This is a genomic window from Pseudomonas sp. GW101-3H06 (genome assembly GCF_059424605.1).
In genome coordinates this window covers 4801225-4823397 of the sequence record NZ_JBWKZO010000001.1, presented here as the reverse complement: position 1 = coordinate 4823397, position 22173 = coordinate 4801225, and the positions used below count along the sequence as shown (strand labels likewise).

General features: G+C 59.2%; 23 protein-coding genes and 1 pseudogene. 20 read left to right on the top strand and 4 right to left on the bottom strand.

The window, feature by feature from the left end:
* Window positions 1-7 precede the first annotated feature (7 nt).
* From AC07ZE_RS22045 to AC07ZE_RS22035, 3 genes are all read left to right on the top strand, one after another.
* Window positions 8-940, top strand: coding sequence for a CheW domain-containing protein (locus AC07ZE_RS22045; RefSeq protein ID WP_207266631.1), 933 nt, complete (start codon window positions 8-10; stop codon window positions 938-940).
* 85 nt (window positions 941-1025) lie between these two features.
* The gene (locus AC07ZE_RS22040; protein WP_007980742.1) at window positions 1026-1511 is read left to right on the top strand and encodes a chemotaxis protein CheW; all 486 of its coding nucleotides are present in this window, start codon (window positions 1026-1028) and stop codon (window positions 1509-1511) included.
* Window positions 1512-1904 (top strand): DUF2802 domain-containing protein, encoded by a 393-nt coding sequence (locus AC07ZE_RS22035; protein ID WP_095195699.1) that lies wholly within the window; start codon window positions 1512-1514, stop codon window positions 1902-1904. It abuts the gene before it with no gap.
* Window positions 1905-2043: 139 nt separating this feature from the next.
* On the opposite strand, the pseudogene AC07ZE_RS22030 reads toward AC07ZE_RS22035, so the two are convergent.
* Window positions 2044-2175, bottom strand: a pseudogene (locus tag AC07ZE_RS22030) (EscU/YscU/HrcU family type III secretion system export apparatus switch protein); the annotation flags it as partial.
* Between the two features lie 175 nt (window positions 2176-2350).
* Between AC07ZE_RS22030 and AC07ZE_RS22025 the strand changes: the two are divergent.
* A complete protein-coding gene (locus tag AC07ZE_RS22025) occupies window positions 2351-2608 on the top strand; it encodes a hypothetical protein (protein ID WP_207266630.1) in 258 nt (85 codons plus the stop codon).
* 165 nt (window positions 2609-2773) lie between these two features.
* On the opposite strand, the gene AC07ZE_RS22020 is transcribed toward AC07ZE_RS22025, so the two are convergent.
* Window positions 2774-3103, bottom strand: a complete 330-nt coding sequence (locus tag AC07ZE_RS22020) for an EscU/YscU/HrcU family type III secretion system export apparatus switch protein (RefSeq protein WP_207266629.1) — start codon at window positions 3101-3103, stop codon at window positions 2774-2776.
* Window positions 3100-4674: a flagellar hook-length control protein FliK gene (gene fliK / locus AC07ZE_RS22015; RefSeq protein ID WP_207266628.1), complete on the bottom strand. Its 1575-nt coding sequence runs from the start codon at window positions 4672-4674 to the stop codon at window positions 3100-3102. The genes AC07ZE_RS22020 and fliK overlap by 4 nt, the downstream gene beginning before the upstream one ends.
* Before the next feature lie 198 nt (window positions 4675-4872).
* Between fliK and ccmA the strand changes: the two genes are divergently transcribed.
* The 10 genes from ccmA to AC07ZE_RS21965 all read left to right on the top strand — a co-directional run bounded on the left by ccmA (window position 4873) and on the right by AC07ZE_RS21965 (window position 12273).
* Window positions 4873-5508 (top strand): cytochrome c biogenesis heme-transporting ATPase CcmA, encoded by a 636-nt coding sequence (gene ccmA, locus AC07ZE_RS22010; protein ID WP_207266627.1) that lies wholly within the window; start codon window positions 4873-4875, stop codon window positions 5506-5508.
* A complete protein-coding gene (ccmB, locus tag AC07ZE_RS22005; protein ID WP_007983326.1) occupies window positions 5505-6173 on the top strand; it encodes a heme exporter protein CcmB in 669 nt (222 codons plus the stop codon). Before ccmA ends, ccmB begins: the two co-directional genes overlap by 4 nt.
* A 96-nt stretch (window positions 6174-6269) precedes the next feature.
* Window positions 6270-7025 (top strand): heme ABC transporter permease, encoded by a 756-nt coding sequence (locus AC07ZE_RS22000; protein ID WP_095195695.1) that lies wholly within the window; start codon window positions 6270-6272, stop codon window positions 7023-7025.
* On the top strand, window positions 7022-7198 hold the full coding sequence (gene ccmD, locus AC07ZE_RS21995) for a heme exporter protein CcmD (RefSeq protein ID WP_057398391.1): 177 nt from the start codon (window positions 7022-7024) through the stop codon (window positions 7196-7198). The genes AC07ZE_RS22000 and ccmD overlap by 4 nt, the downstream gene beginning before the upstream one ends.
* On the top strand, window positions 7195-7650 hold the full coding sequence (gene ccmE / locus AC07ZE_RS21990) for a cytochrome c maturation protein CcmE (RefSeq protein ID WP_207266626.1): 456 nt from the start codon (window positions 7195-7197) through the stop codon (window positions 7648-7650). Before ccmD ends, ccmE begins: the two co-directional genes overlap by 4 nt.
* A 14-nt stretch (window positions 7651-7664) precedes the next feature.
* Window positions 7665-9656, top strand: a complete 1992-nt coding sequence (locus AC07ZE_RS21985; RefSeq protein ID WP_404940898.1) for a heme lyase CcmF/NrfE family subunit — start codon at window positions 7665-7667, stop codon at window positions 9654-9656.
* Window positions 9653-10189, top strand: coding sequence for a DsbE family thiol:disulfide interchange protein (locus AC07ZE_RS21980; protein WP_207266625.1), 537 nt, complete (start codon window positions 9653-9655; stop codon window positions 10187-10189). Before AC07ZE_RS21985 ends, AC07ZE_RS21980 begins: the two co-directional genes overlap by 4 nt.
* Window positions 10186-10659: a cytochrome c-type biogenesis protein gene (locus AC07ZE_RS21975; RefSeq protein ID WP_137805403.1), complete on the top strand. Its 474-nt coding sequence runs from the start codon at window positions 10186-10188 to the stop codon at window positions 10657-10659. Before AC07ZE_RS21980 ends, AC07ZE_RS21975 begins: the two co-directional genes overlap by 4 nt.
* On the top strand, window positions 10652-11854 hold the full coding sequence (ccmI, locus tag AC07ZE_RS21970) for a c-type cytochrome biogenesis protein CcmI (RefSeq protein WP_207266624.1): 1203 nt from the start codon (window positions 10652-10654) through the stop codon (window positions 11852-11854). The genes AC07ZE_RS21975 and ccmI overlap by 8 nt, the downstream gene beginning before the upstream one ends.
* A 14-nt stretch (window positions 11855-11868) precedes the next feature.
* Window positions 11869-12273: a hypothetical protein gene (locus AC07ZE_RS21965; protein WP_207266623.1), complete on the top strand. Its 405-nt coding sequence runs from the start codon at window positions 11869-11871 to the stop codon at window positions 12271-12273.
* Window positions 12274-12477: 204 nt separating this feature from the next.
* Here the strand turns inward: AC07ZE_RS21965 and AC07ZE_RS21960 are convergent, their stop codons facing one another.
* Complete coding sequence (locus AC07ZE_RS21960; protein ID WP_207266622.1) at window positions 12478-12825, bottom strand: DUF6124 family protein; 348 nt, start codon at window positions 12823-12825, stop codon at window positions 12478-12480.
* Window positions 12826-13407: 582 nt separating this feature from the next.
* On the opposite strand from AC07ZE_RS21960, the gene AC07ZE_RS21955 reads away from it, so the two are divergent.
* From AC07ZE_RS21955 to phnC, 6 genes are all read left to right on the top strand, one after another.
* Window positions 13408-16122 (top strand): type VI secretion system Vgr family protein, encoded by a 2715-nt coding sequence (locus AC07ZE_RS21955; RefSeq protein WP_207266621.1) that lies wholly within the window; start codon window positions 13408-13410, stop codon window positions 16120-16122.
* Window positions 16119-17933 (top strand): phospholipase D-like domain-containing protein, encoded by a 1815-nt coding sequence (locus tag AC07ZE_RS21950; RefSeq protein WP_207266620.1) that lies wholly within the window; start codon window positions 16119-16121, stop codon window positions 17931-17933. The genes AC07ZE_RS21955 and AC07ZE_RS21950 overlap by 4 nt, the downstream gene beginning before the upstream one ends.
* On the top strand, window positions 17933-19219 hold the full coding sequence (locus tag AC07ZE_RS21945) for an SEL1-like repeat protein (RefSeq protein ID WP_207266619.1): 1287 nt from the start codon (window positions 17933-17935) through the stop codon (window positions 19217-19219). Before AC07ZE_RS21950 ends, AC07ZE_RS21945 begins: the two co-directional genes overlap by 1 nt.
* Window positions 19219-20430 (top strand): SEL1-like repeat protein, encoded by a 1212-nt coding sequence (locus AC07ZE_RS21940; protein ID WP_207266618.1) that lies wholly within the window; start codon window positions 19219-19221, stop codon window positions 20428-20430. The genes AC07ZE_RS21945 and AC07ZE_RS21940 overlap by 1 nt, the downstream gene beginning before the upstream one ends.
* A 470-nt stretch (window positions 20431-20900) precedes the next feature.
* On the top strand, window positions 20901-21068 hold the full coding sequence (locus AC07ZE_RS21935; protein WP_207266617.1) for a hypothetical protein: 168 nt from the start codon (window positions 20901-20903) through the stop codon (window positions 21066-21068).
* Between the two features lie 233 nt (window positions 21069-21301).
* Window positions 21302-22135, top strand: a complete 834-nt coding sequence (gene phnC, locus AC07ZE_RS21930) for a phosphonate ABC transporter ATP-binding protein (protein ID WP_207266616.1) — start codon at window positions 21302-21304, stop codon at window positions 22133-22135.
* Window positions 22136-22173 lie beyond the last annotated feature (38 nt).

The following is a 22173-nucleotide window of genomic DNA, read 5'->3' as shown; positions in this document are numbered from 1 at the left end:
TGCGCCAATGAATCGTCCATTGAAGACCACTTCGCGCCCGCAACTGGCGTTGCAGTCCTACCTGGATAATCTGCTGCAGGAAGTCACCGAGGAATTCGCGCCAGAAATGGAAGCGCTGCCCGCCGTGGTTGAGGTTGAGGCTGCGCTGGACGAATTCCAGGCGGCAGTGCTCGAAGAGCAGGCGCGCGATGCGCAGAAAATCGTAGTTGCGACTGTCCCGGTTGCAGCACCGGTAGTGAAAACACCGGTTGCAGTGGTTGATGCGCCGACACCCGTTCTGGCGCCGGTCTCGACGATCGCCCCCTTGCTGCAAGCCTTGGTGTCACCGGCCGTCGAAGAGCAACAGGTTTTGGTTACTGCCCCGGTCGAAGTGCAACAGGTGCTGGTACCGCCCGTGGTCGATGTCCACCTGCCACCTGCCAACACACCGCCGCCGGTGGAAACCGACGGTCGTCCGGCGTGGGCAGCCGAGCCCTTCGAGTGCCTGTTGTTCGATGTTGCCGGGTTGACCCTGGCGGTGCCTCTGGTATGCCTGGGCTCGATCTACTCCCTGGCCGGCCACGAACTGACGCCGCTGTTCGGTCAGCCGGAGTGGTTCCTCGGCATCCTGCCGAGTCAGGCGGGCAACCTGAAGGTTCTGGACACTGCGCGATGGGTCATGCCCGATCGTTATCGCGATGATTTCCGACAGGGCCTGCAATACGTCATCTCGGTTCAGGGCTACGAGTGGGGGCTGGCGGTGCATCAAGTCAGCCGCTCATTGCGCCTGGACCCGAACGAAATCAAGTGGCGCAGCCACCGTGGTCAACGGCCATGGCTGGCGGGCACGGTGATTGAACACATGTGTGCATTGCTCGACGTGTCCGAACTGGCCGAGTTGATCGCCAGCGGCGGGGCAAAGCACATGGGCGGCAGCAAGCCGGTCCAAAAGTTGAAATGAAAACTGCACAACAAACAGGCGACGGCATCCAAATGCCGCAGCACCGAACACACACCGCCAGGGCGGTTTTTCGAGGGGTCAGGGTATGAATGATAAGGCGACGGCGGCAAAAGGGTCCGAAGATCCGATCCTGCAATGGGTAACCTTCAAGCTGGATAACGAAACCTACGGCATCAACGTGATGCGCGTTCAGGAAGTCCTGCGCTACACCGAAATCGCCCCGGTGCCGGGTGCCCCGAGCTACGTGCTGGGCATCATCAACCTGCGCGGTAACGTGGTCACCGTGATCGACACCCGTCAGCGCTTCGGCCTGATGAATGCCGAAATCAGCGACAACACCCGTATCGTCATCATCGAAGCCGACAAGCAGGTTGTCGGGATCATGGTCGACAGCGTGGCCGAAGTGGTTTACCTGCGTCAGTCGGAAATCGAAACCGCGCCGAACGTCGGTAACGAAGAATCCGCCAAGTTCATTCAAGGCGTGTGCAACAAGAACAACGAACTGCTGATCCTGGTCGAACTGGACAAGATGATGAGCGAAGAAGAATGGTCGGAACTGGAGAGTATCTGATTGATTCTCGAGGTTGCGGTCATTGTCCTGTTCCTGTTCTGGGCAGGCACGCTGGCGATGTTTCTGGCGTACATTCGCGATCAACGCAAGATCGCCGCGCAACAGGCCCAGGGCGATGCGTTGCGTGATCAGCGCATCAAGGACCTGGCCAAAAGCGTGGATGACTATCAGAACGGCAACGTGCGCATGGGTGAAGACCTGCACGAACTGCGCGCCATCGTCGCGCCGTTGCCGGACCGGCTCACCCGTGTGGAACAACGCGATCCTACCAGCCTGTCGTTCGCCCAGGCGGCGCGACTGGTGGGAATGGGCGCGAGCGTCGACGAACTGACCCAGTCCTGCGGCTTGACCCAGGCTGAGGCGGAGTTGATGAGCAAGCTGCACAAGAACTGATTGTTTCGATCACGCTGAAATCGCCTTCGCGAGCAGGCTCGCTCCCACAATGGATCGGGGTGGACACAAGACGTGTGAACACCGCCAATCACCTGTGGGAGCGGGCTTGCCCGCGATGGCGTCTTCGAACCCTCAGTAATCATTCCCCGCGATCGGTGATGTCCTTCTCAACCATCGGCGCATCCGGATCCTGCCCCGTCGGAAACTTGCCCTTCAGATTCCACGCAAACGAAACAATCGTCGCAATTGTGCAAGACAGCTCTTCCGGAATAATTCAATTTCTAGGACTGAATCGAAATGTTCATTGTGCGAGACTTTTGAAGAAGCCTGTACTATCAATTGTGATAGTTGTATTCGGCTGATGTTCGTATTTAACTGTTGGCTCTCCTCGTTATGTCGATATTTGTGGAGATTGATTGTTATATAGGGATTGGGAGAGGGTTTTTATGAGCGACCAGCCGAACCGCGCTGCGGGAGTAGTTACTTCTTTTGAAACGGTAGATCCAAGCGACGATCCGGACTGGCCGTTAACCCGCATAAAGGGTTTGATCAAAGATGATTTGGATGGAAGGATTTACATTTATAATCATAAAACTTTTGAAGGGTGGTATGACGCAAGGCCGCTGGTTGGAAAGCGTGTCCGTTTTCTAAGGTATTACAGTGGGCAACACGGTCACGTAGCGGAAGAAGTCGAGTTGGAGTAACGAGTAATCTACTCAAATAGTGAGTGCTGATCCTACTTCGGTATGATAGTGGTCAAATTAACATGTGTTTCCAGGCTCGCTTTTAAGACTTGGTAGTTTTCACACTTCGTGTGTTTGCCACGGGTTTCTTGAAAGCGAGCTTTTTGTGATCGCAGTTTTGACCTCTCAGTAATTTTCCCCGCGATCCGTCACATCCTTCTCAACCATCGGCGCATCCGGATCCTGCTCCTCCGGAAACTTGCCCTTCAGATTCCACGCGAACGCAATGATCTCCGCAATCGTGCGGTACAACTCCTGCGGAATGCTGTCTCCCAGCTCCATGCGCGCCAGCAGCCTCACCAACTCGGCGTTTTCGTAAATCGGCACTTCATACTCGCGGGCGATCCGCAGGATTTCTTCAGCCAGTTCTTCATCACCCTTGGCGGTGAGGGTAGGGGCGTGGGTGCCGTCGTATTTGAGGGCGATGGCCTGGCGGGGTGTGTTGGGATTTTTCATGCGGTTTCGTCGACCCAGCGTTGTTCTAGACGAGTTTGCTGGCCTTGAGGCGGTCTGCCCTGATGGCAATCGAGATCGCCGACATTCAGCCCCGAGGCCAGCAGACGCTGACGCAGTGCGGCCAGGTTGTTTTCGATCAGGCTGGCGGTGTACGGCCGTTCGGCCCAGAGCTGGCTGGAGAGACTGCCCTTGATCAGCTGTGCCTGAATCTGCATCGGCCCCAGCGGCTCCATATCGAACGCCAACTCGACGCGCCACAGTTGTTGCTTGGGCTCTCGCTCTTCACGGCGTTCATGGGGTTGTTCCCTGTCTGGCGCTTCTTCACGCTGGAACTTGATCTGCAACGGCACGATGTCCTGCAGGTTGCGCATCGGAACTTCCAGTTGCCAGGTGCTCATCAAGCGGCCGTCGCTGGTAACACCGGTCTGCTCCAGGCTTGACAGTTGATGGCTCTGCAGGCGTGAAACCGCCGCCGCGGCCAGGCGCAGCAGGTGTTCAAGATCATCTTCGCCTTCAGCGTTCTGCAACAGGCGCTCGGGCAGCGGGAAGCTGGTGGGCGACGGTTTGGCACTGACCTGCCCGAGCATGCCCAGGGCATTACGCACGAAGCTCGGCATGGCTTGGGCCAGGGTGTTGGCGGCGATGATCGCGCTGAGGTTGGTGCTGGCGGGCAGCCCTGGCGTCAGTTGCGCAATCAGCTTGAGCAGATCGGCCTTCATGTCGGGCGCGAGCGCCGGGTTGTGCCCGGTCAGCAGTTTCGATTCGAGGAACGCGCCGCTGCCAGCCAGTGCCAGGGCCAGGCCTTTGGGGGTACTCAGTTGCTGAACGTCGGGCAGGCCGGCGAGCAATTTATCAACCGCCACGCGCAAGTCGCTTGAGGTCTGATTCGAGGGTGGCAGGTTTTGCAGCAGCTTGAGCAAACCATCCAGCGATCCCTGACGGCTTTGTTGGCCGACCAGTTGCTGGGTCACCGCCAATTGCTCCTGGCGGCTGCTCAAGGGCACGAACTTCAAGGTCTGGGTGTCCTGCACCTGGGCGCTGAGCAAGGTGCCGATGCGCAAAGGCTGTGGGCTGTCGATGCTCAAGGTGCTGCCGCTCAAGGCCGTATTGAGCAGGCTGACCATCGAGCGAAATATCGTCGGTTGCCCCGGCACTTGCGGCAACACCTGGGAGGTCAGCACTTTGCCCTGCAACAGGGTGCCGACCGGCAGTTGCGTGGTGTCGAGGCGGGTGAGGGTGGCGACGCTGGAAGCGATGGCTTGTTGCACCGTGACGGCGAGGTTCCCTGCTGAAGGCTGGGTGACCGCGATGCTTGTACCCTGGGCCAACGGCAGGTTGCTGGTGGCCTGGACCGTGGTCTGGCGGCCGCTTTCCAGGGTGACCTTGAGCAGCAGCTGAAAAGTCTGATCCGCCTGCTTGAGCGACAACACCTCGGCCTTGGCCGTCTGCCCGGCAGTGATCAGGCCCTCGATGGGCGTCAGCAGCTTGAGCAATTCGCCGCTTACTACCAGTGGGCGCGCAGATGTCGGGCTGGTCTGCGGGAGCGGGAGGATGTTCATTTCGCCTGTCATACGCGGTCACAACCTTGGGAAAATGCACTCTTTAGAGTAGGAAATGGCATGTATAATGCCGCCGCGTTGTATACAGAGTGCCGGAAACCTTGCAATTATTTGACGCAGCTCGCTAGTTCGGGCTGCCAATAGATCTATTCTGCATCTCTTTAACGGCCGCGCCAGAGCCGACTTGAACCGTATAAGGCCCGTGAACCCTTGACCAGTCCTGTCCTGCAAACCGTTGCCCTTGCCTGTGAGCGAGACCTTCGGCTGCTCTTCGAAAATCTCGATTTGAGACTGGCCAGTGGCGAAATGGTGCAAATCAGTGGCCCCAACGGCAGTGGCAAGACCAGCCTGTTACGCCTGCTTTCGGGGCTGATGCACCCGACGGCCGGGCAAGTGCTGCTCAATGGCCAACCACTCAACGAACAACGCACGGAACTGGCGCGCAACCTGCTGTGGATTGGTCATGCGGCGGGGATCAAGGATCTGCTGACGCCGGAAGAGAACCTCAGCTGGCTCTGTGCCCTGCATCAACCGGCCTCCCACGACGCCATCTGGCAAGCCCTGGCAGCGGTCGGATTGCGCGGTTTCGAAGATGTTCCCTGCCACACGCTATCCGCTGGGCAGCAGCGGCGTGTCGCGCTGGCACGGCTGTATCTGGACAGCCCGCCGCTCTGGATTCTCGATGAACCCTTCACCGCCCTCGACAAACAAGGCGTGGCGCAGTTGGAGGAACACCTGGCCGGCCACTGCGAACGCGGCGGCATGGTGGTGTTGACCACTCACCACACACTGAGTCGCCTGCCGGCCAGCTATCGCGACATTGATCTGGGGAAATGGGCCGTATGAGTGTTTTTGGCCTGTTGGTCGCCCGTGAAGCCCGTCTGCTGTTCCGCCGTCCCGCGGAGCTGGCCAATCCGCTGGTGTTTTTCGCCATCGTCGTTTCCCTGTTCCCCTTGGCGGTCGGTCCCGAGTCTCAATTGTTGCAAACCTTGTCTCCGGGACTGGTCTGGGTGGCGGCCCTTTTATCGGTTTTGCTCTCGCTGGACGGGCTTTTCCGCAGTGATTTCGAAGACGGCTCGCTGGAACAGTGGGTCCTTTCGCCGCACCCCCTGCCTCTTCTGGTTTTGGCCAAGGTGCTGGCACACTGGGCGTTTTCCGGCCTGGCACTGGTTTTGCTCGCTCCGTTGCTGGCGTTGATGCTCGGTTTGCCTGCCGCCTGTCTGCCGGTGTTGCTGCTTTCTTTATTGCTGGGTACACCGGTGCTGAGTCTGCTCGGTGCGGTGGGCGCGGCACTGACGGTCGGTTTGAAACGCGGTGGCCTGTTGCTGGCGTTGCTGATTCTGCCGTTGTACATCCCGGTGCTGATTCTCGGCAGTGGCGCCTTGCAGGCAGCCCTGCAGGGCATGCCGGCGACCGGTTATCTCTTGTGGCTTGGTAGCCTGACCGCCCTGGCGATAACCCTGACACCTTTTGCAATAGCCGCTGGCCTGAAGATCAGCGTCGGCGAATAATAATGAGGTCTGGTTAATTTTTAACCACTCTTTTTAAAAAAAGCAGACCCTTTGGCTGCTTCGTGAAAACGAACGGCAACCGTGATGGAAACAGTAATGAACTGGACCTGGTTTCATAAGCTCGGCTCACCCAAGTGGTTCTACGGCATCAGCGGCAAGATGCTGCCGTGGTTGAGCATCGCAGCCTTACTGCTGATCACCATCGGCGTAGTCTGGGGCCTGGCCTTCGCGCCACCGGACTATCAGCAAGGCAACAGCTTTCGCATCATTTATATCCACGTTCCGTCCGCCATGCTGGCGCAGTCCATCTATGTGATGCTGGCCGTGTGCGGCGTCGTCGGGTTGGTGTGGAAAATGAAACTGGCCGACGTCGCCCTGCAATGCGCGGCGCCCATCGGTGCCTGGATGACCGCCGTGGCGCTGGTCACCGGTGCAATCTGGGGCAAGCCGACCTGGGGCTCGTGGTGGGTCTGGGATGCACGCCTTACGTCCATGCTTATCCTGCTTTTCCTGTACTTCGGTCTTATTGCGTTGGGCAACGCCATCAGCAATCGTGACAGTGCGGCCAAAGCCTGCGCGGTATTGGCAATCGTCGGCGTGATCAATATCCCGATCATCAAATACTCGGTGGAGTGGTGGAACACCCTGCACCAGGGCGCGACCTTTACCCTCACCGAAAAGCCGGCGATGCCCGCCGAAATGTGGCTGCCACTGCTGCTGACGGCACTCGGGTTCTACTGTTTCTTCGGCGCGGTGTTGTTGCTGCGCATGCGCCTTGAAGTGCTCAAGCGCGAGGCACGGGCCAGTTGGGTCAAAGCTGAAGTGCAGAACAGCCTGGAGGTCGCTCGATGAGTTTTGCGTCATTCGGCGACTTCATCGCCATGGGCCATCACGGCCTGTATGTCTGGTCAGCCTACGGCATCTGCCTGGTGGTGCTGGCCCTCAACGTGGCGGCGCCGATCCTGGCCCGCAAGCGGTATTTGCAACAAGAGGCGCGTCGTCTGCGCCGGGAGAACGGCAAGTGAATCCCCTGCGTAAAAAGCGTCTTACCATCATTCTCGCGATTCTCGTCGGAGTCGGCGCTGCCGTGGGCCTGGCCCTGAGCGCCCTGCAACAAAACATCAATCTGTTCTATACACCGACCCAGATTGCCAACGGCGAAGCACCCCATGACACGCGCATTCGCGCTGGCGGCATGGTCGAGAAAGGTTCGCTGCAGCGTTCCGGCGATTCGCTGGACGTGAAGTTCATCGTCACCGACTTCAACAAGTCCGTGACCATCACCTATCGCGGCATCCTGCCGGACCTGTTCCGCGAAGGGCAGGGCATCGTCGCCCTGGGGAAACTCAATGCCGACGGCGTGGTAGTGGCCGATGAAGTGCTGGCCAAACACGACGAGAAGTACATGCCGCCGGAAGTGACCAAGGCCTTGAAAGACAGTGGTCAATCCGCACCCACACCCGCCAAGGAGGGTTGATGATGACTTCCGGCATGTTTATTCCAGTGCTTTTCATACCAGAACTGGGCCACCTGGCCATGATTCTGGCGCTGTGTTTCGCCCTGGTTCAGGCCGTGGTGCCCTTGCTCGGCGCCTGGCGTGGCGACCGTTTGTGGATGAGCCTGGCCCAGCCGGCCGCATGGGGCCAGTTTGCCTTTCTGCTGTTCGCCTTCGGTTGCCTGACCTACGCGTTCATGGCCGATGACTTCTCTGTCGCGTATGTGGCCAGCAACTCCAACAGCGCGTTGCCGTGGTACTACAAATTCAGCGCCGTGTGGGGCGCCCACGAAGGTTCGTTGCTGCTGTGGGCGCTGATCCTCGGTGGCTGGACCTTCGCCGTGTCAGTGTTCTCCCGGCAGTTGCCGCAAGTGATGCTGGCGCGGGTGCTGGCGGTGATGGGCATGATCAGCATCGGTTTTCTGCTGTTCCTGATCCTCACCTCGAACCCGTTCGAACGCATCCTGCCGCAGATTCCGGCGGACGGTCGCGACCTTAACCCGCTGCTGCAGGACATCGGTCTGATCGTGCACCCGCCGATGCTCTACATGGGTTACGTCGGTTTCTCCGTGGCCTTCGCCTTCGCCATCGCCGCACTGCTGGGCGGTCGCCTCGATGCGGCGTGGGCGCGCTGGTCGCGTCCGTGGACCATCGTCGCCTGGGCCTTCCTCGGTATCGGTATTACCCTCGGCTCGTGGTGGGCCTATTACGAACTGGGCTGGGGCGGCTGGTGGTTCTGGGACCCGGTGGAAAACGCTTCCTTCATGCCTTGGCTGGTGGGCACCGCGTTGATTCACTCGCTGGCGGTCACGGAAAAGCGTGGCGTGTTCAAGAGTTGGACCGTGTTGCTGGCCATCGCCGCGTTCTCATTGAGCTTGCTGGGGACTTTCCTTGTGCGCTCCGGCGTACTGACGTCGGTTCACGCCTTTGCATCCGATCCCGAGCGCGGCGTGTTCATCCTGATTTTCCTGCTGTTCGTGGTCGGCGGTTCGCTGACGCTGTTCGCCCTGCGTGCGCCGGTGGTCAAGAGCCAGGTCGGCTTCAACCTCTGGTCCCGGGAAACCCTGCTACTGGGCAACAACCTGGTGCTGGTGGTGGCGGCTTCGATGATCCTGCTGGGCACCTTGTACCCGCTGATTCTGGATGCCATGACCGGCGCCAAGCTGTCGGTCGGCCCGCCGTACTTCAACGCGTTGTTCATTCCGTTGATGGCGTTGCTGATGCTGGTGATGGCGGTCGGCGTGATCGTGCGCTGGAAAGACACCCCGGTTAAGTGGCTGCTGAGCATGCTGACGCCGGTACTGCTCGGCAGTGCTGCGCTGGCGGTGGTGGCCGGTGTTGCTTACGGCGATTTCAACTGGGCGGTGCTGGCGACCTTCATGCTCGCAGCCTGGGTGTTGTTGGCCGGTGTGCGAGACATCTTCGACAAGACTCGCCACAAAGGCCTGATCAAAGGTTTACCGACGTTGACCCGCAGTTACTGGGGTATGCAGGTCGCGCACCTGGGTATTGCGGTCTGCGCCCTGGGCGTGGTGCTGTCGAGCCAGAACAGTGCCGAGCGCGATCTGCGCCTGGCACCGGGCGAATCCATGGCGTTGGGCGGTTATCAGTTCGTGTTCGAAGGCGCCAAACACTTCGAAGGCCCGAACTTCACTTCCGACAAGGGTACCGTGCGGGTGATCAAGGACGGCCAGGAAGTCAGCGTGCTGCATCCGGAAAAACGCCTCTACACCGTGCAGAATTCGGTGATGACCGAAGCCGGGATCGACGCCGGTTTTACCCGTGACCTCTACGTCGCCCTGGGTGAACCGCTGGGCGAGGGTGCCTGGGCAGTGCGCGTTCACGTCAAGCCATTCGTGCGCTGGATCTGGTTCGGCGGCTTGCTGACCGGACTTGGCGGATTGCTGGCAGCGCTGGACCGGCGTTATCGGGTAAAGGTGAAAAGCCGCGTGCGTGAGGCGCTGGGCATGTCGGGAGCTACTGCATGAGACGTTGGTTGATGCTGTTGCCACTGGCGATTTTTCTGGTGGTCGCTGTTTTCCTGTATCGCGGTCTGTACCTGGACCCGGCTGAGTTGCCTTCGGCGATGATCGGCAAGCCATTCCCGGAGTTTTCCCTGCCGGCGGTGCAGGGCGACAAGACCCTGACCCGTGCCGATATCCTCGGCAAACCGGCGCTGGTCAACGTCTGGGGCACCTGGTGCATTTCCTGCCGGGTCGAGCACCCGGTGCTGAACAAACTGGCCGAAAAGGGCGTGGTGATCTACGGCATCAACTACAAGGACGTCAACATCGACGCCTTGAAGTGGCTGAAGGATTTCCACAACCCCTATCAACTGGACATCCGCGACGATGAAGGCTCCCTGGGCCTGAACCTCGGCGTATACGGCGCGCCGGAAACCTTCTTCATCGACGCCAAGGGCGTCATCCGCGACAAGTTCGTCGGGGTGATCGACGAGCAGGTCTGGCGTGAAAAACTGGCGGCCAAGTATCAGGCGCTGGTCGATGAGGCCAAGCCATGAAGCGCTGGATTGCCGCTGTCGTTCTGGGCTTGAGCATGGCCGGGGTGGCTCACGCCGCCATCGACACCTATGAGTTTGCCAAGGAAGGGGACCGCGAGCGTTTTCGCGAATTGACCAAAGAGCTGCGTTGCCCCAAGTGTCAGAACCAGGACATCGCCGACTCCAACGCACCGATCGCCGCCGACTTGCGCAAAGAGATCTTCCGCATGCTCGGCGAGGGCAAGGACAACCAGCAGATCATCGATTTCATGGTCGATCGCTATGGTGATTTCGTCCGCTACAAACCGGCCCTGAACGCCAAGACTGCACTGCTCTGGTTCGGTCCTGCCGGCCTGTTGCTCGGTGGTGTTGTGATCATCGCGGTGATTGTCCGCCGTCGGCGCGTTCAACGCACCGCCACCAAGGATGAGCTTTCTGCCGAGGAGCGCGAGCGCCTCGACCAACTGTTGGATAAAACCAAGAATGATTGATTTCTGGCTTGCTGCTGGTCTGCTGCTTCTGGTGGCCCTGAGTTTTCTGTTGATCCCCATTCTGCGCAGTCGTCGTGCACAGCTCGAAGAGGATCGGACCGCCCTGAACGTGGCGCTGTATCAAGAGCGTGTGGCTGAGTTGCAGGCTCAGCAGGAAGAAGGCGTTCTCGATGCCGCACAAATGGACGCCGGTCGCGCCGAAGCCGCCCGGGAGTTACTCGCCGATACCGAAGGCGTTGCCGCGCCACGGGTATCGCGCCTGGGCAAACCGGCACCGTTGCTGGCGGCGATCCTGGTCCCGGTGCTGGGCCTTGGGTTGTACCTGCATTTCGGTGCCAGCGACAAAGTCGAGCTGACCCGGGAATTCTCCCAGGCGCCACAGTCGATGGAAGAGATGACCCGGCGTCTGGAGCGCGCGGTAGCGGCGCAGCCGGATTCCGCCGAGGCGTTGTATTTCCTTGGCCGCACCTACATGACTCAGGATCGTCCTGGCGACGCGGCGAAAATCTTCGAACGCACCGTCGCCGTGGCCGGGCGCCAGCCTGAACTATTGGGGCAATGGGCTCAGGCCCAGTACTTCGCCGATGGCAAGAAATGGTCGGACAAGATTCAGGCGCTCACCGACGAAGCGTTGAAAGCCGATCCGAAGGAAGTCACCAGTCTCGGCCTGCTGGGCATCGCGGCGTTCGAAGGCCAGCGTTATCAGGAGGCCATCGATTACTGGAATCGCCTGTTGGAGCAACTGCCACCGGAAGACAAATCCCGTATCGCGCTGCAGGGCGGTATTGACCGCGCCACCGAGAAACTGGTGGCCAGCGGTGGCAAGGTGGCCGCGGCCCCGGTGGCCAAGGCTGCTGTGTTGCTCAAGGTCCGGGTGGACCTGGCGGCTGACCTGAAAGCCAAGGTCCAGCCGGGTGACAGTGTGTTCATTTTCGCTCGCGCCACCTCCGGCCCACCTGCGCCGCTGGCGGCCAAGCGCCTGACCGTGGCCGACTTGCCGGCAACTGTCGAACTGGGCGATGCCGACGCGATGATGCCGCAGTTGAAACTGTCGAACTTCCCTGAAGTCCAACTGGTTGCGCGCATCTCACGTGCCGGCAAACCAACGGCCGGCGAGTGGATCGGTCGCAGCCAGCCTCTGGCCAGTAGCACCACCGCGCCGCAAAAACTGACCATCGACAGCCCGGACAAATAACAGGAAACGCCACCATGACCGCCATCGCTCGTATCACTCTGCTCAGTATGGTTTTAGGGTTGAGCGCTTGTGCGGTCCAACGACCCGAGCCGACGTCGCTGCCGCCGATCCCGCCGTCGCAACCAAAGCCTACGCCGTCTACTTCGCCGACCCCGAGTAAGCCGAGCATTCCGGCCAAGCCTGCCAAACCGTTGCCGCGTACCTCCGCCAGCTTCGCGCCGCCGCCGGGGGGCAATAGCCATTGGGATCCGAAACTGGGTGTGTATGTGCTTGATGATCAGCCCAATACCTTTTATCGCCAGCGTACTTATTACCGTTGGGATAATGGCTGGAGCCGGTCGATCAGTCCTAAGGGCCCCTGGGAAGAGACGGATATTCATGGGGTGCCGGGTGGGTTGGGACGGCAATTCGGGCAGTAGCGCAAGAGGCGACCTTCGGGTCGCCTTTTTTCTTGGGTGCAGAAAGGTAATGGCTGGGCCATCGCTGAGCACTGTGGGAGCGAGCCTGCTCGCGAAAAACGCCCGGACAACGCGTTCACTCAGACAGGGCGCGTTACCGTGTACGTCCATCGCGAACAGGCTCTCCCACACGGTGCAGGAGCAAGCTTTTGACCTTTTGCTTTTCTATTCGGGCGGATCAATCCGATCCAGCGCCCGGTTCACCACCAGCTCACCCAGCATGATGACTTGCGCGATACCCAACAGAGTATTGCGACTTGTCCCCTCCGTTCGATCCGCCAGATCCATGGTCATGACATTGGCCGAAGCCAGTGACTCACAGGCGTGGGCCAGCAGGGTTTCGGTATCCAGTTCTGGGTTGACGAAGAACATCGCGCATAGTTTGCGTGGGGTGGCACGGATATCGGCAGCGGAGGGTATGCGTTCGGATGGTTCGTGAGAATTACTGGGATCGATGGATTCGGATGGCGTTTCCGGATCGGTGTCCGGGGGATTCGGCGTTACTTTGAACATAGTTACCAACTCCAGATGAGGAGCCGTACACACGTCGCGACTAAACGAGGGTGGCGGCTGTACGCAGGTTAGTCGACCGGGGAGTTAGCAAAACCGGCGCGCCCGAAGGCGCCCTGCGCACAACCACCATTAAGTACAGGGCTGAAATACCTGACTGAATGAAGCGTTATGCACCTACTAACTGGGACGGGCGACTAAACCCGATCACTGATGGGCAGTGACGCGAATCAAGTTACCGAGCGGCCCCCAGGCGCACAAGCCGGCGGATTCTGGCGTAACCGTAGGCAACGACGCAAGGTGCTGTGGCTTTTGCGAAGTCACTTTGCCGACATTTAAACAAACGAGAAACGGCTTACCAAAACGGGCAGAACACTGCTCGATCCAAATGGTTTAACGCTGCTAAAGGGCAGCTTTCGACATGGCCGTTAAAAAATCCTACAAACAGCTACGCCCATAAACGGACACGTCCTACGCGCTTCTCGGAAGCATCCTATTTTCAGCCTGTGTCGGCTTCTTGAAGCTGACACAGGCTTGAACGAGGGTGGAAATGACGCCTCCTCGAATACTCCAGGAGGTTTGAATGTGAACACCACACTGCCCGTCTTCTTCGACCACAGCCGCCACAAACTCTGGGTCCGCAACCTCGAGGCTCCCCTCGACGTCCTCGCCTTCCACGGCCAGGAACGCCTCAGCCAACCCTTCACCTACACGGTGGAATTCACCAGCCCCGAACAGGACATCGCCGCCGAACACCTGCTCGGCCAGTCCGCCCGTTTCAGCCTGTACGCGGCCAAACAGCCCCCGGTCATCAAAGGCCTGCCCGTCCCTGAAATCAAACCCCTGCGCAGTCTGAACGGCGTGATCACCGCTTTCAAACGGCTGTCCGCCTCCGTCGACGAAGCGCGCTACGAACTGACCCTGCAACCGCGCCTGGCCCTGCTCGAGCGCGGTCGGCAATACCGCCTCTACCAGCATCAGTCGGTGCCGCAGATCGTCGAACACGTCCTGCGCAGCCGCCACGAATTCGAGGGCCACGACTTTCTGTTCCGGCTGGTGCGCGACTACCCCAAGCGCGAACAGGTGATGCAGTTCGGCGAAAGCGACCTGGCCTTCATCGCCCGATTGTTGGCCGAAGTGGGCATCTGGTATCGGTTCACCAGCGACCAGCGCCTGAATATCGACGTCGTGGAATTCTGCGATGACCAGCGCGGTTACCAGTTCGACGTCGAACTGCCGTTGCGCCCGCCCGCCGGGCTCAGCAGCGATGAAGACGGCGTCTGGCAGCTGCAATCGAGCCATCGGGTCGTGGAAAAAAACCTCCACCTGCGCGCCTACGACCCGCGTCACGCCAAGGCCTGGCTGCAGAGCGACGTCGACCAGACCCGGGGCGCGAAAACCACCTACGGCGAGGCCTACCACTACGCCGAACCCTACACCGAGCTCGGCGATCGCTATCTGCAGGACGAGGACCTGCAAAGCGAAAGCGGCTACTTCTACGCCCGCCTGCGCCACGAGCGTTACCTCAACCACCAGACCCTGCTGAGCGGCACCAGCAGCAGCGCCACCCTGGCGCCGGGTCAGGTCCTGCGCATCAGCGGTGGCGCACCCCAGGCCTTCGCCCCCCGCGCGGTGATCACCCACCTCACCACCCGCGCCGCCCGCGATGCCAGCTTCGAATGCCGCTTTGAAGCCATCCCCTACGCCGAGACCATCTGCTTTCGCCCGCCATTGCTGCCCAAGCCCCACATGGCTGGCACCATCCCGGCCCGGGTCAGCAGCTCACAGGCCCACGACCTCTACGCCGACATCAACAAGGAAGGTCGCTACCGGGTCAACTTCCTGTTCGACCGCGATACCTGGCCGCTGGGCCGCGAAAGCCTGTGGCTGCGCCTCGCGCGCCCTTACGCCGGCGACACCCATGGCCTGCACCTGCCGCTGATCGCCGGCACCGAAGTGGCCATCGCCTTCGAACAGGGCGACCCCGACCGCCCCTACATCGCCCACGCCCTGCACGACAGCGAACACCCGGACCACGTCACCCTGGCCAAACGCGACTACACCCGCAACGTGCTGCGCACCCCGGCCAACAACAAGTTGCGCATGGAAGACCGGCGCGGGCAGGAGCACGTCAAGCTCAGTACCGAGTACGGCGGCAAGAGTCAGCTGAATCTGGGGCATCTGGTGGATGCCGAAAAGCAGAAACGCGGGGAAGGCTTTGAGCTGAGGACGGATGCTTGGGGCGCGCTGCGTGCGGGCAAAGGCGTATTCATCAGCGCCGACGGCCAGGCCAAGGCCCAAGGTCAAGCGCTGGACATGAACGCCGCCGTTGGCCGCTTGCAACAAGCCGGCGAACAGCTGCAAAAGCTTTCGGTCGACGCGCAAACTGCCAACGCCGACCCGGCGGACGTGGCCGCGCAACTGCGACTGCTGCGCCAGGAGCTGGAACAACTCAAGGCCTCGGTGCTGCTGCTCAGCGCACCGCAGGGCATCGCCCTCACCAGCGGCAACCACCTGCAACTGGCGGCGCAGCACAACCTGATGCTCAACGCCGGCGGTCAGGCCGATATCAGCGTGGTCAAGCGCCTGTTCATCGGCGTGGGTCAGGGCTTGAGCCTGTTCGTGCGCAAGCTGGGGCTCAAGCTGATCGCCAATCAGGGACCGGTGCAGATTCAGGCGCAGAACGACAAGCTGGAACTGTTTGCCCGGCATGGCCTGGACATCACCAGCACCGAGGACGAAATCCGCATCACCGCCAAGAAAAAAATCACCCTCAATGGCGGTGGCAGCTACTTCAGCCTGGAGCAGTGCGGTATCGAGGCGGGCACGGCGGGGGGTTACGGGATCAAGGCGGTGGACTACGCGTACAGCGGCCCGGCCAGCATGACCGCCACACACCCGGATTATCCGCAGAGTCTATCCAAACAGGTGCTGCGATTCAGTCTACCGCAAGCCGCCAATGCACATCGCCAGGCATGGGCGGGCATGCCCTACAGGCTGTACGCCGACGGAGCCGAACTCCAGCGAGGCGTATTGGATGCATCGGGGCAATTGCTGATCGACCATCAGGTCGTCACCCGTGGCTACCGGTTGGTCATGGCCAACGGCGTGACCCACCACATTCCGGTACCCACCGAGTATCGCAATGCGGAACAGGCACCACTGGCCAACCGTGGCCTGCATAACCATCCCTCGCAAGTCGATGCCGAGATGAGTCAACCCAACTCGCACACCGATCACCGGGCGCTCTACGACGCGCTGTTGCAAGGACTCCATGATCAGCAAGGGAAAATGCCATGAGCCAGTACGAGTTTGTCTCACCGGTCGCACTCCAGAAAACCCAAGAAGTGACATGTATTCCACCGTGGTACGTGCGCAACACCGAATACCCGCCTGCCATGGCGACCTATGAACCTTTGATCAACGGTGAAGAAGCGTTCAGGGCGGTTCACGAGGCTATCTGCAATGCCACGAAAACGATCGATATCATCTGTTGGGGCTTCCAGCCGTCGATGTATTTCATCCGCGATGGTAAGGCACTGTGCATTGGAGAATTATTGAAGGCCAAGGCCAAAGCAGGCGTCAAGGTTCGGATATTAGGCTGGGAGATGCCGTTCAATAGCGCAGGGGCCGGCGGCGAAGCCAATCTGCCCGGCAAGGGCACATTGCGCATCAGCGACCGGGCCTTGCAGAGTTCCACCCAGGCGCAATACGACTACGACCGCCAGTGGTTTGCCGAGTGTGCGGTGGCGGACCATAAAGCCACCGAGCGCGGTGCGTCGGGGCTGCCAGTGTTTGTCAGTCGCGGTTTCGACTTCAATGAGCGGGCGGAAATTGAACATCAAGTGCGGCGCGCACGTCTCGATCCGCAGGTCGGTAGCGCCACGCGTTTCACCCTGGCCGCGACCGCCACGCACCATCAAAAAACCGTGCTGGTCGATTTCGAGTTGCCGGAGCACGCCGTCGGTTTCGTCATGGGCCACAACATGCTCGACGAATACTGGGACACCGACGGCCATTCCGCGCAAAACCGCTCTGAGGACAATAAGCCGGCCCCCAACAAGGGACCGCGTGGCAAGACTCCTCGCCAGGACATTTCCAGCCAGGTCAGCGGACCCATCCTGGAAGCCCTGCACCACAACTTTGCCAAGGCCTGGCGCAAGGAGACCGGCGAAAACCTGATCAACGCACGCCAATCCATGCAGATCGGGCCGCAACTGCAATGCAGGCTGGATGCCACCCGACAAATCGCACAGATCGTCCGCACCCAGGCCCAGGAAGGTAAACGCGACATTGAGCGGGCTTACCTGCAAGCCGCCAACAACGCGACCCAATTCATCTACATCGAGAACCAGTACTTTCGCTGGCCACCGCTGGCGGAGCTGATCAAGGCCGCTGCCGCCGGCCAGACCCTTGCCGGACGCGATCCGGGCATCCACGGTCCGTTGCACCTGTTCGTGATCACCAATGCCGGCGACGACAGCGTAGGGCCCGGTGCGCTCAATACCCAGCGCATGCTCCAGAGCCTGGGGCGTGGCGAACTCATCCCCGAAGTCACCAAACTGCAGCGCATCGAAGAAGTGAAAAAAAACGCGCCGCCACGGCCGACTTTCGAGCCTCATGACCGAGTCGGGCAGAGGGCGCTGGATGACTGGCAGTACGAACTGAACCGGCAAATCCGCGCCATCAAGGAGAGTACGGTTCGCGCGGAAGAACGCCCCGGCCTGAAGGTCCACCTGTGCACGCTGGTCGCCCCTGACTCCTCCCCCGGCAACTGGATGCCGGTGTACGTCCACTCCAAGTTAATGATCGTCGACGACGTCTTCACCACCCAAGGCTCGGCCAATATCAACACCCGCAGCATGCAGGTGGACAGTGAGCTGAACATTATTCATGAGTGGGCGAGCGTGACGGAGGCGCTGAGGCGGCGGTTGTGGGATCTGCATACGGGCGGGATGGGGGCGCAGGATGATCCGGGGGAAGCGTTCAAGGCTTGGCTGGACATCATTGAGAAAAACAAAGAACGCCAGGATGACAAGAGAGATGGTGTTCCTTACGCCCCCCTCGTTGAGTTTTATTACGACAAAGCCACTTTGAAGGACATCGACTGATGCGCCGTATTTTCCTGCTGTCAATTCTGCTGCTGGTTGCGTGTGACAGTCGCAGTACCTTTACCTATATGAAGAAGGACCCTCAAGTGAAATCACTGAACGAGATCAAGGCTGATCTGGCTTTTAGCTGTGTGTACGAGCAGTTCCCCGCACTATCAGCCGAGGCCGATGTGCTATTCCAATACGCCCGCTGGTTGCAGAAAAACAACCAACTTAAAGAGGACAAAAGCGTCGATATTGAGATTGAGCGGCTGTATCGCATTGCTGCCGAGAACGGTCATTACAAAGCCAACATCAATCTACAAAACGGTGCCATGCGCGGCCATTTCCAGCTGCGTGGCGATGAACATTTGCGCTTGAGTCAGCGACTGATCAGCGAAGGGGTGGCGACGGGTTATTACTTCGTTGGGATCTTCCTGCAACAGGGTTCCGCCGGGTTGAAACAAGATCAAGAAATGGCCCTGCGCTATTTTCGTAAAGCTGCTGATAAGGGGAGTGCACTCGCTCAATACTATGTAGGAGACAAGCTTGAACCAAGCAATGCCGCACCTGAAATTGCCCTCCAGATGTATCGTTGTTCTGCTGAGCAAGGCAATGGTAAAGCGGCAACAGCACTCGGCGTTTACATGTCGGCGCATGGTCAATACCAAGAAGCGCTAGAAGCCTTTCAGTTGGGGGCCGGTGCCGGAGATGAGTCCTCAACTTCCTTCTTGCGAAATGGTTTCCATGGTCCAAAAACGGATAATCGGCTGTACTACCTTGGGCAAGATGAAGATCTGGAACGCGCCGAACGCTACGAAAAAATCTGGCGAGTTCTCGCTAACTATTCCTACGCCCATCCCAAAGTCCCCGAAATCAACGAAATCCTGCCTTTGCCACCGGCCAAGCTGCCCGCCTGGGATGGCAAGCTCCAATGGCTCGAAGAGCGCCTGGCCAACGTCCCACCAGAAAAACCCAGCGTCGCACTGATCAACCAACTGGCCGAAGCCATGGTGCTCGAACCGGCCACAGGCAAGCCGATGCTGGGTTCACCTTCATTCAACCAACATCATTTTCTGGGGCTCAATTGCAGCAGCGGTGACGCCTGTCCGCAAAGTGGCTATTGGAAAATCAGATGGAAATACCATGAGCGGTATTGCTTGATGGAAAGGAACGTCGCGCACTACTTCAAACAAGGCGACATCATGCCGAAGGCAAAAATACAGTTCGATCGCGAGCGTATCTGGCCCCTCCCGGTAAAGATCGTAAACACTCAGCGGGCAGTGACATGGGGATTGGTCGGGTGATGCGCCGAGCTCTCGTGATGACAATTATGCTGAGCGCAACACTACAGGGATGTGCGAGCTTAAAGCCCCCCATTGATCCACTTACGAATATCAAAGCCAACCTGGCTTTCACTTGTGTACACGAACAATTCCCCACGCTATCAGCCGAGGCCGATGTGCTGTTCCAGTACGCCCGCTGGTTGCAGAAAAATAATCAGCTCAAAGAGGACAAAAGCGTCGACGTTGAGATTGAGCGGCTGTACCGCATTGCTGCCGAGAACGGTCATTACAAAGCCAATATCAATCTGCAGAACGGCGCCATGCGCGGGCATTTCCAGCTTCGGGGCGACGAGTATTTGCGCTTGAGCGAGCGGCTGATCAACGAGGGTGTGGCGACGGGTTACTACTTCGTCGGGATCTTCCTGCAGCAGGGTTCGGCAGGGTTAAAGCAGGACCCGGAAATGGCCCTGCGCTATTTCCGCAAGGCTGCCGACAAGGGCAATCCACAAGCTCAGAATTACGTAGGCGATAAGCTTGAAGCGAGCGATATGGCACCGAAAATTGCCGTTCAGATGTATCGCTGTGCCGCTGAGCAAGGTAATGGCGAGGCAGCATCAGCTCTGGCGGGATACCTGTCAGAGGCTGGGCAATATCAAGAAACGCTTCTAGCTTTCCAACTTGGAGTCGCTGCTGGCGACAGTACCTCTGCTTACACTTTAAACCATGTCTTTCGTAATCCACCCTCTACCAATGAACTTCATTACCTTGGCCAACAAGAGGACCTCGAACGCGCGGAACGCTACAAAAAAATTGGCAAAGTGCTAGGAAACTACTCCTACGCCAACCCCAAAGTCCCCGAAATCAACGAAATCCTCCCTTTGCCACCCGCCCCGTTGCCCGCCTGGGACGGCAAACTGCAATGGCTCGAAGAACGCCTGGCCAACATCCCGCCAGAAAAACCCAGCCCTGCACTGATCAACCAACTGGCCAAGGCCATGGTCCTCGACCCCGCCACCGGCAAGCCCCTGCCGGGCTCACCCTCGTTCAGCGAAAACCAGTTTCTGGAACCAACCTGCGGCAGCGGCCAAGCCTGTCCGGAGAGCGGCTACTGGAAAATCAGGTGGAACGGCCACGGGCGTTATTACCTGTCGCAAGCCAACCCCCCTCGCTTCTTCAAACAAGGCGAGATCATGCCCAAGGCCAAAATCAATTTCGATCACGAGCGGATCTGACCTTTCCCCCCAAAGTTCGTGAGGACTGAGCGGAATGTGACTTGGGGGGGCTCGAGTAAGCCGGGAAACCGGTACACAACACTTCCGATTCCGGTTTTTTCGAAGCTGTCCCACTTGAATATCGGCCTTTGGCCAATTGCATAAATGGAACCGCCAGTTCTGGCAGTCAAAAAGGAGCTACATATGAGCAAGTATGACGATATAAAAGTGACCCTCCTCCCACTGCCAGAAGGCGCTGAGCTAGAGGGTACAAGCATTGTCCAGTTCGACGAGCAGGGCAAATTTGTCGAAGCTCACTCTTTCGGCAACTTTGTGGGAAAAATCGAAGGCGGCATGAGGCTAATTCGCCCGGATGGGTCAACTTTCACGCTGAAAGAGGGAAACATAACCGCGGAAAATTTCTTCCAAAATCGCTGGGTCTCCAGGATTTGTCCGAGATCCAATCCTTTGTATTACGAACCGTGGATCAAATGCGGATCTACCGTATCGATTTCTTCAACGGAGGGTATATCGAAGCGACTTATTCACAACACGGCCAGTTGATGCAATACATCGGTAAAAACATCACCCAAGCAATCTCCAAGGGCAATGAAGTGATCGTTAGCCAGGGTGATTCGCTCTGGGGTGAAGAGCAATGAATTGACGGGAAGTTAAAAGATAGCAGCCTCGTTTCACTCGTCAGTTCCTGCTGGAGAGCGTGTGTACCTGTAGAGGCTGCGATCTTTTGATCTTGTCTCAACCTTTCACAAAACCTTCATCAAATAGTTAATCCAGCGACATGTGCGAGTCATAGGGCTGACATGCCCCGTGCCTAAAGTCGGTTGAACTCAAATACGGCCATGGACGGCTGTTCAACCAGACAGAGAAGCCCATGAACGCAGCTATCCATGTCGATCATCTGAACAAGACCTTTGCGCGCAAGACCGCACTGGTCGACCTCGAACTGACCATCGCGGCCGGTGAGATGGTCGCGCTGATCGGCGCGTCCGGCTCCGGCAAGTCCACTTTGTTGCGCCACCTCGCGGGCCTGGCCTGTTGTGATCGCAATAACGGCGGCAGCATTAAGGTGCTGGGGCGGGAAGTGCAGGCCAGCGGACGGCTCAATGGCAAGGTGCGGCGCTTGCGGGCCGATATCGGCTATATCTTTCAGCAGTTCAACCTGGTCAACCGCCTGAGCGTGCTCGACAACGTGCTGCTCGGTTGCCTGGGTCGCATGCCGCGCTGGCGTGGCAATTTGTGCCTGTTCAATGCCGAGGAAAAACAGTTCGCCCTGGAGTCCCTGGACCGTGTCGGCTTGGCCGATCTGGCTTTGCAGCGGGCCTCGACCCTGTCCGGCGGTCAGCAACAGCGCGTGGCGATTGCCCGGGCCCTGACCCAGCGTGCTGAAGTGATCCTGGCGGATGAGCCGATTGCCTCGCTCGATCCTGAGTCCGCGCGCAAGGTCATGGAGATCCTCGCCGACATCAACCGCCGTGACGGCAAGACCGTGGTCGTGACCCTGCATCAAGTCGATTACGCCACGCGCTATTGCCCCCGTGCCGTGGCGCTCAAGGGCGGGCGGATTCATTTCGATGGCCGCGCCACCGAGCTCAGCAGCCATTTCCTCAACGATTTGTACGGTGCCGACATCGACACCAGCTTGATGTGTTCCGATCAGATTCGCCCTGTTGAAGCCACGCCCCGGCTGGTGCTGGCGCGTGCGTGATGACCTCGAATTTTCCAACCGTTCTCCCTCAGGAAACC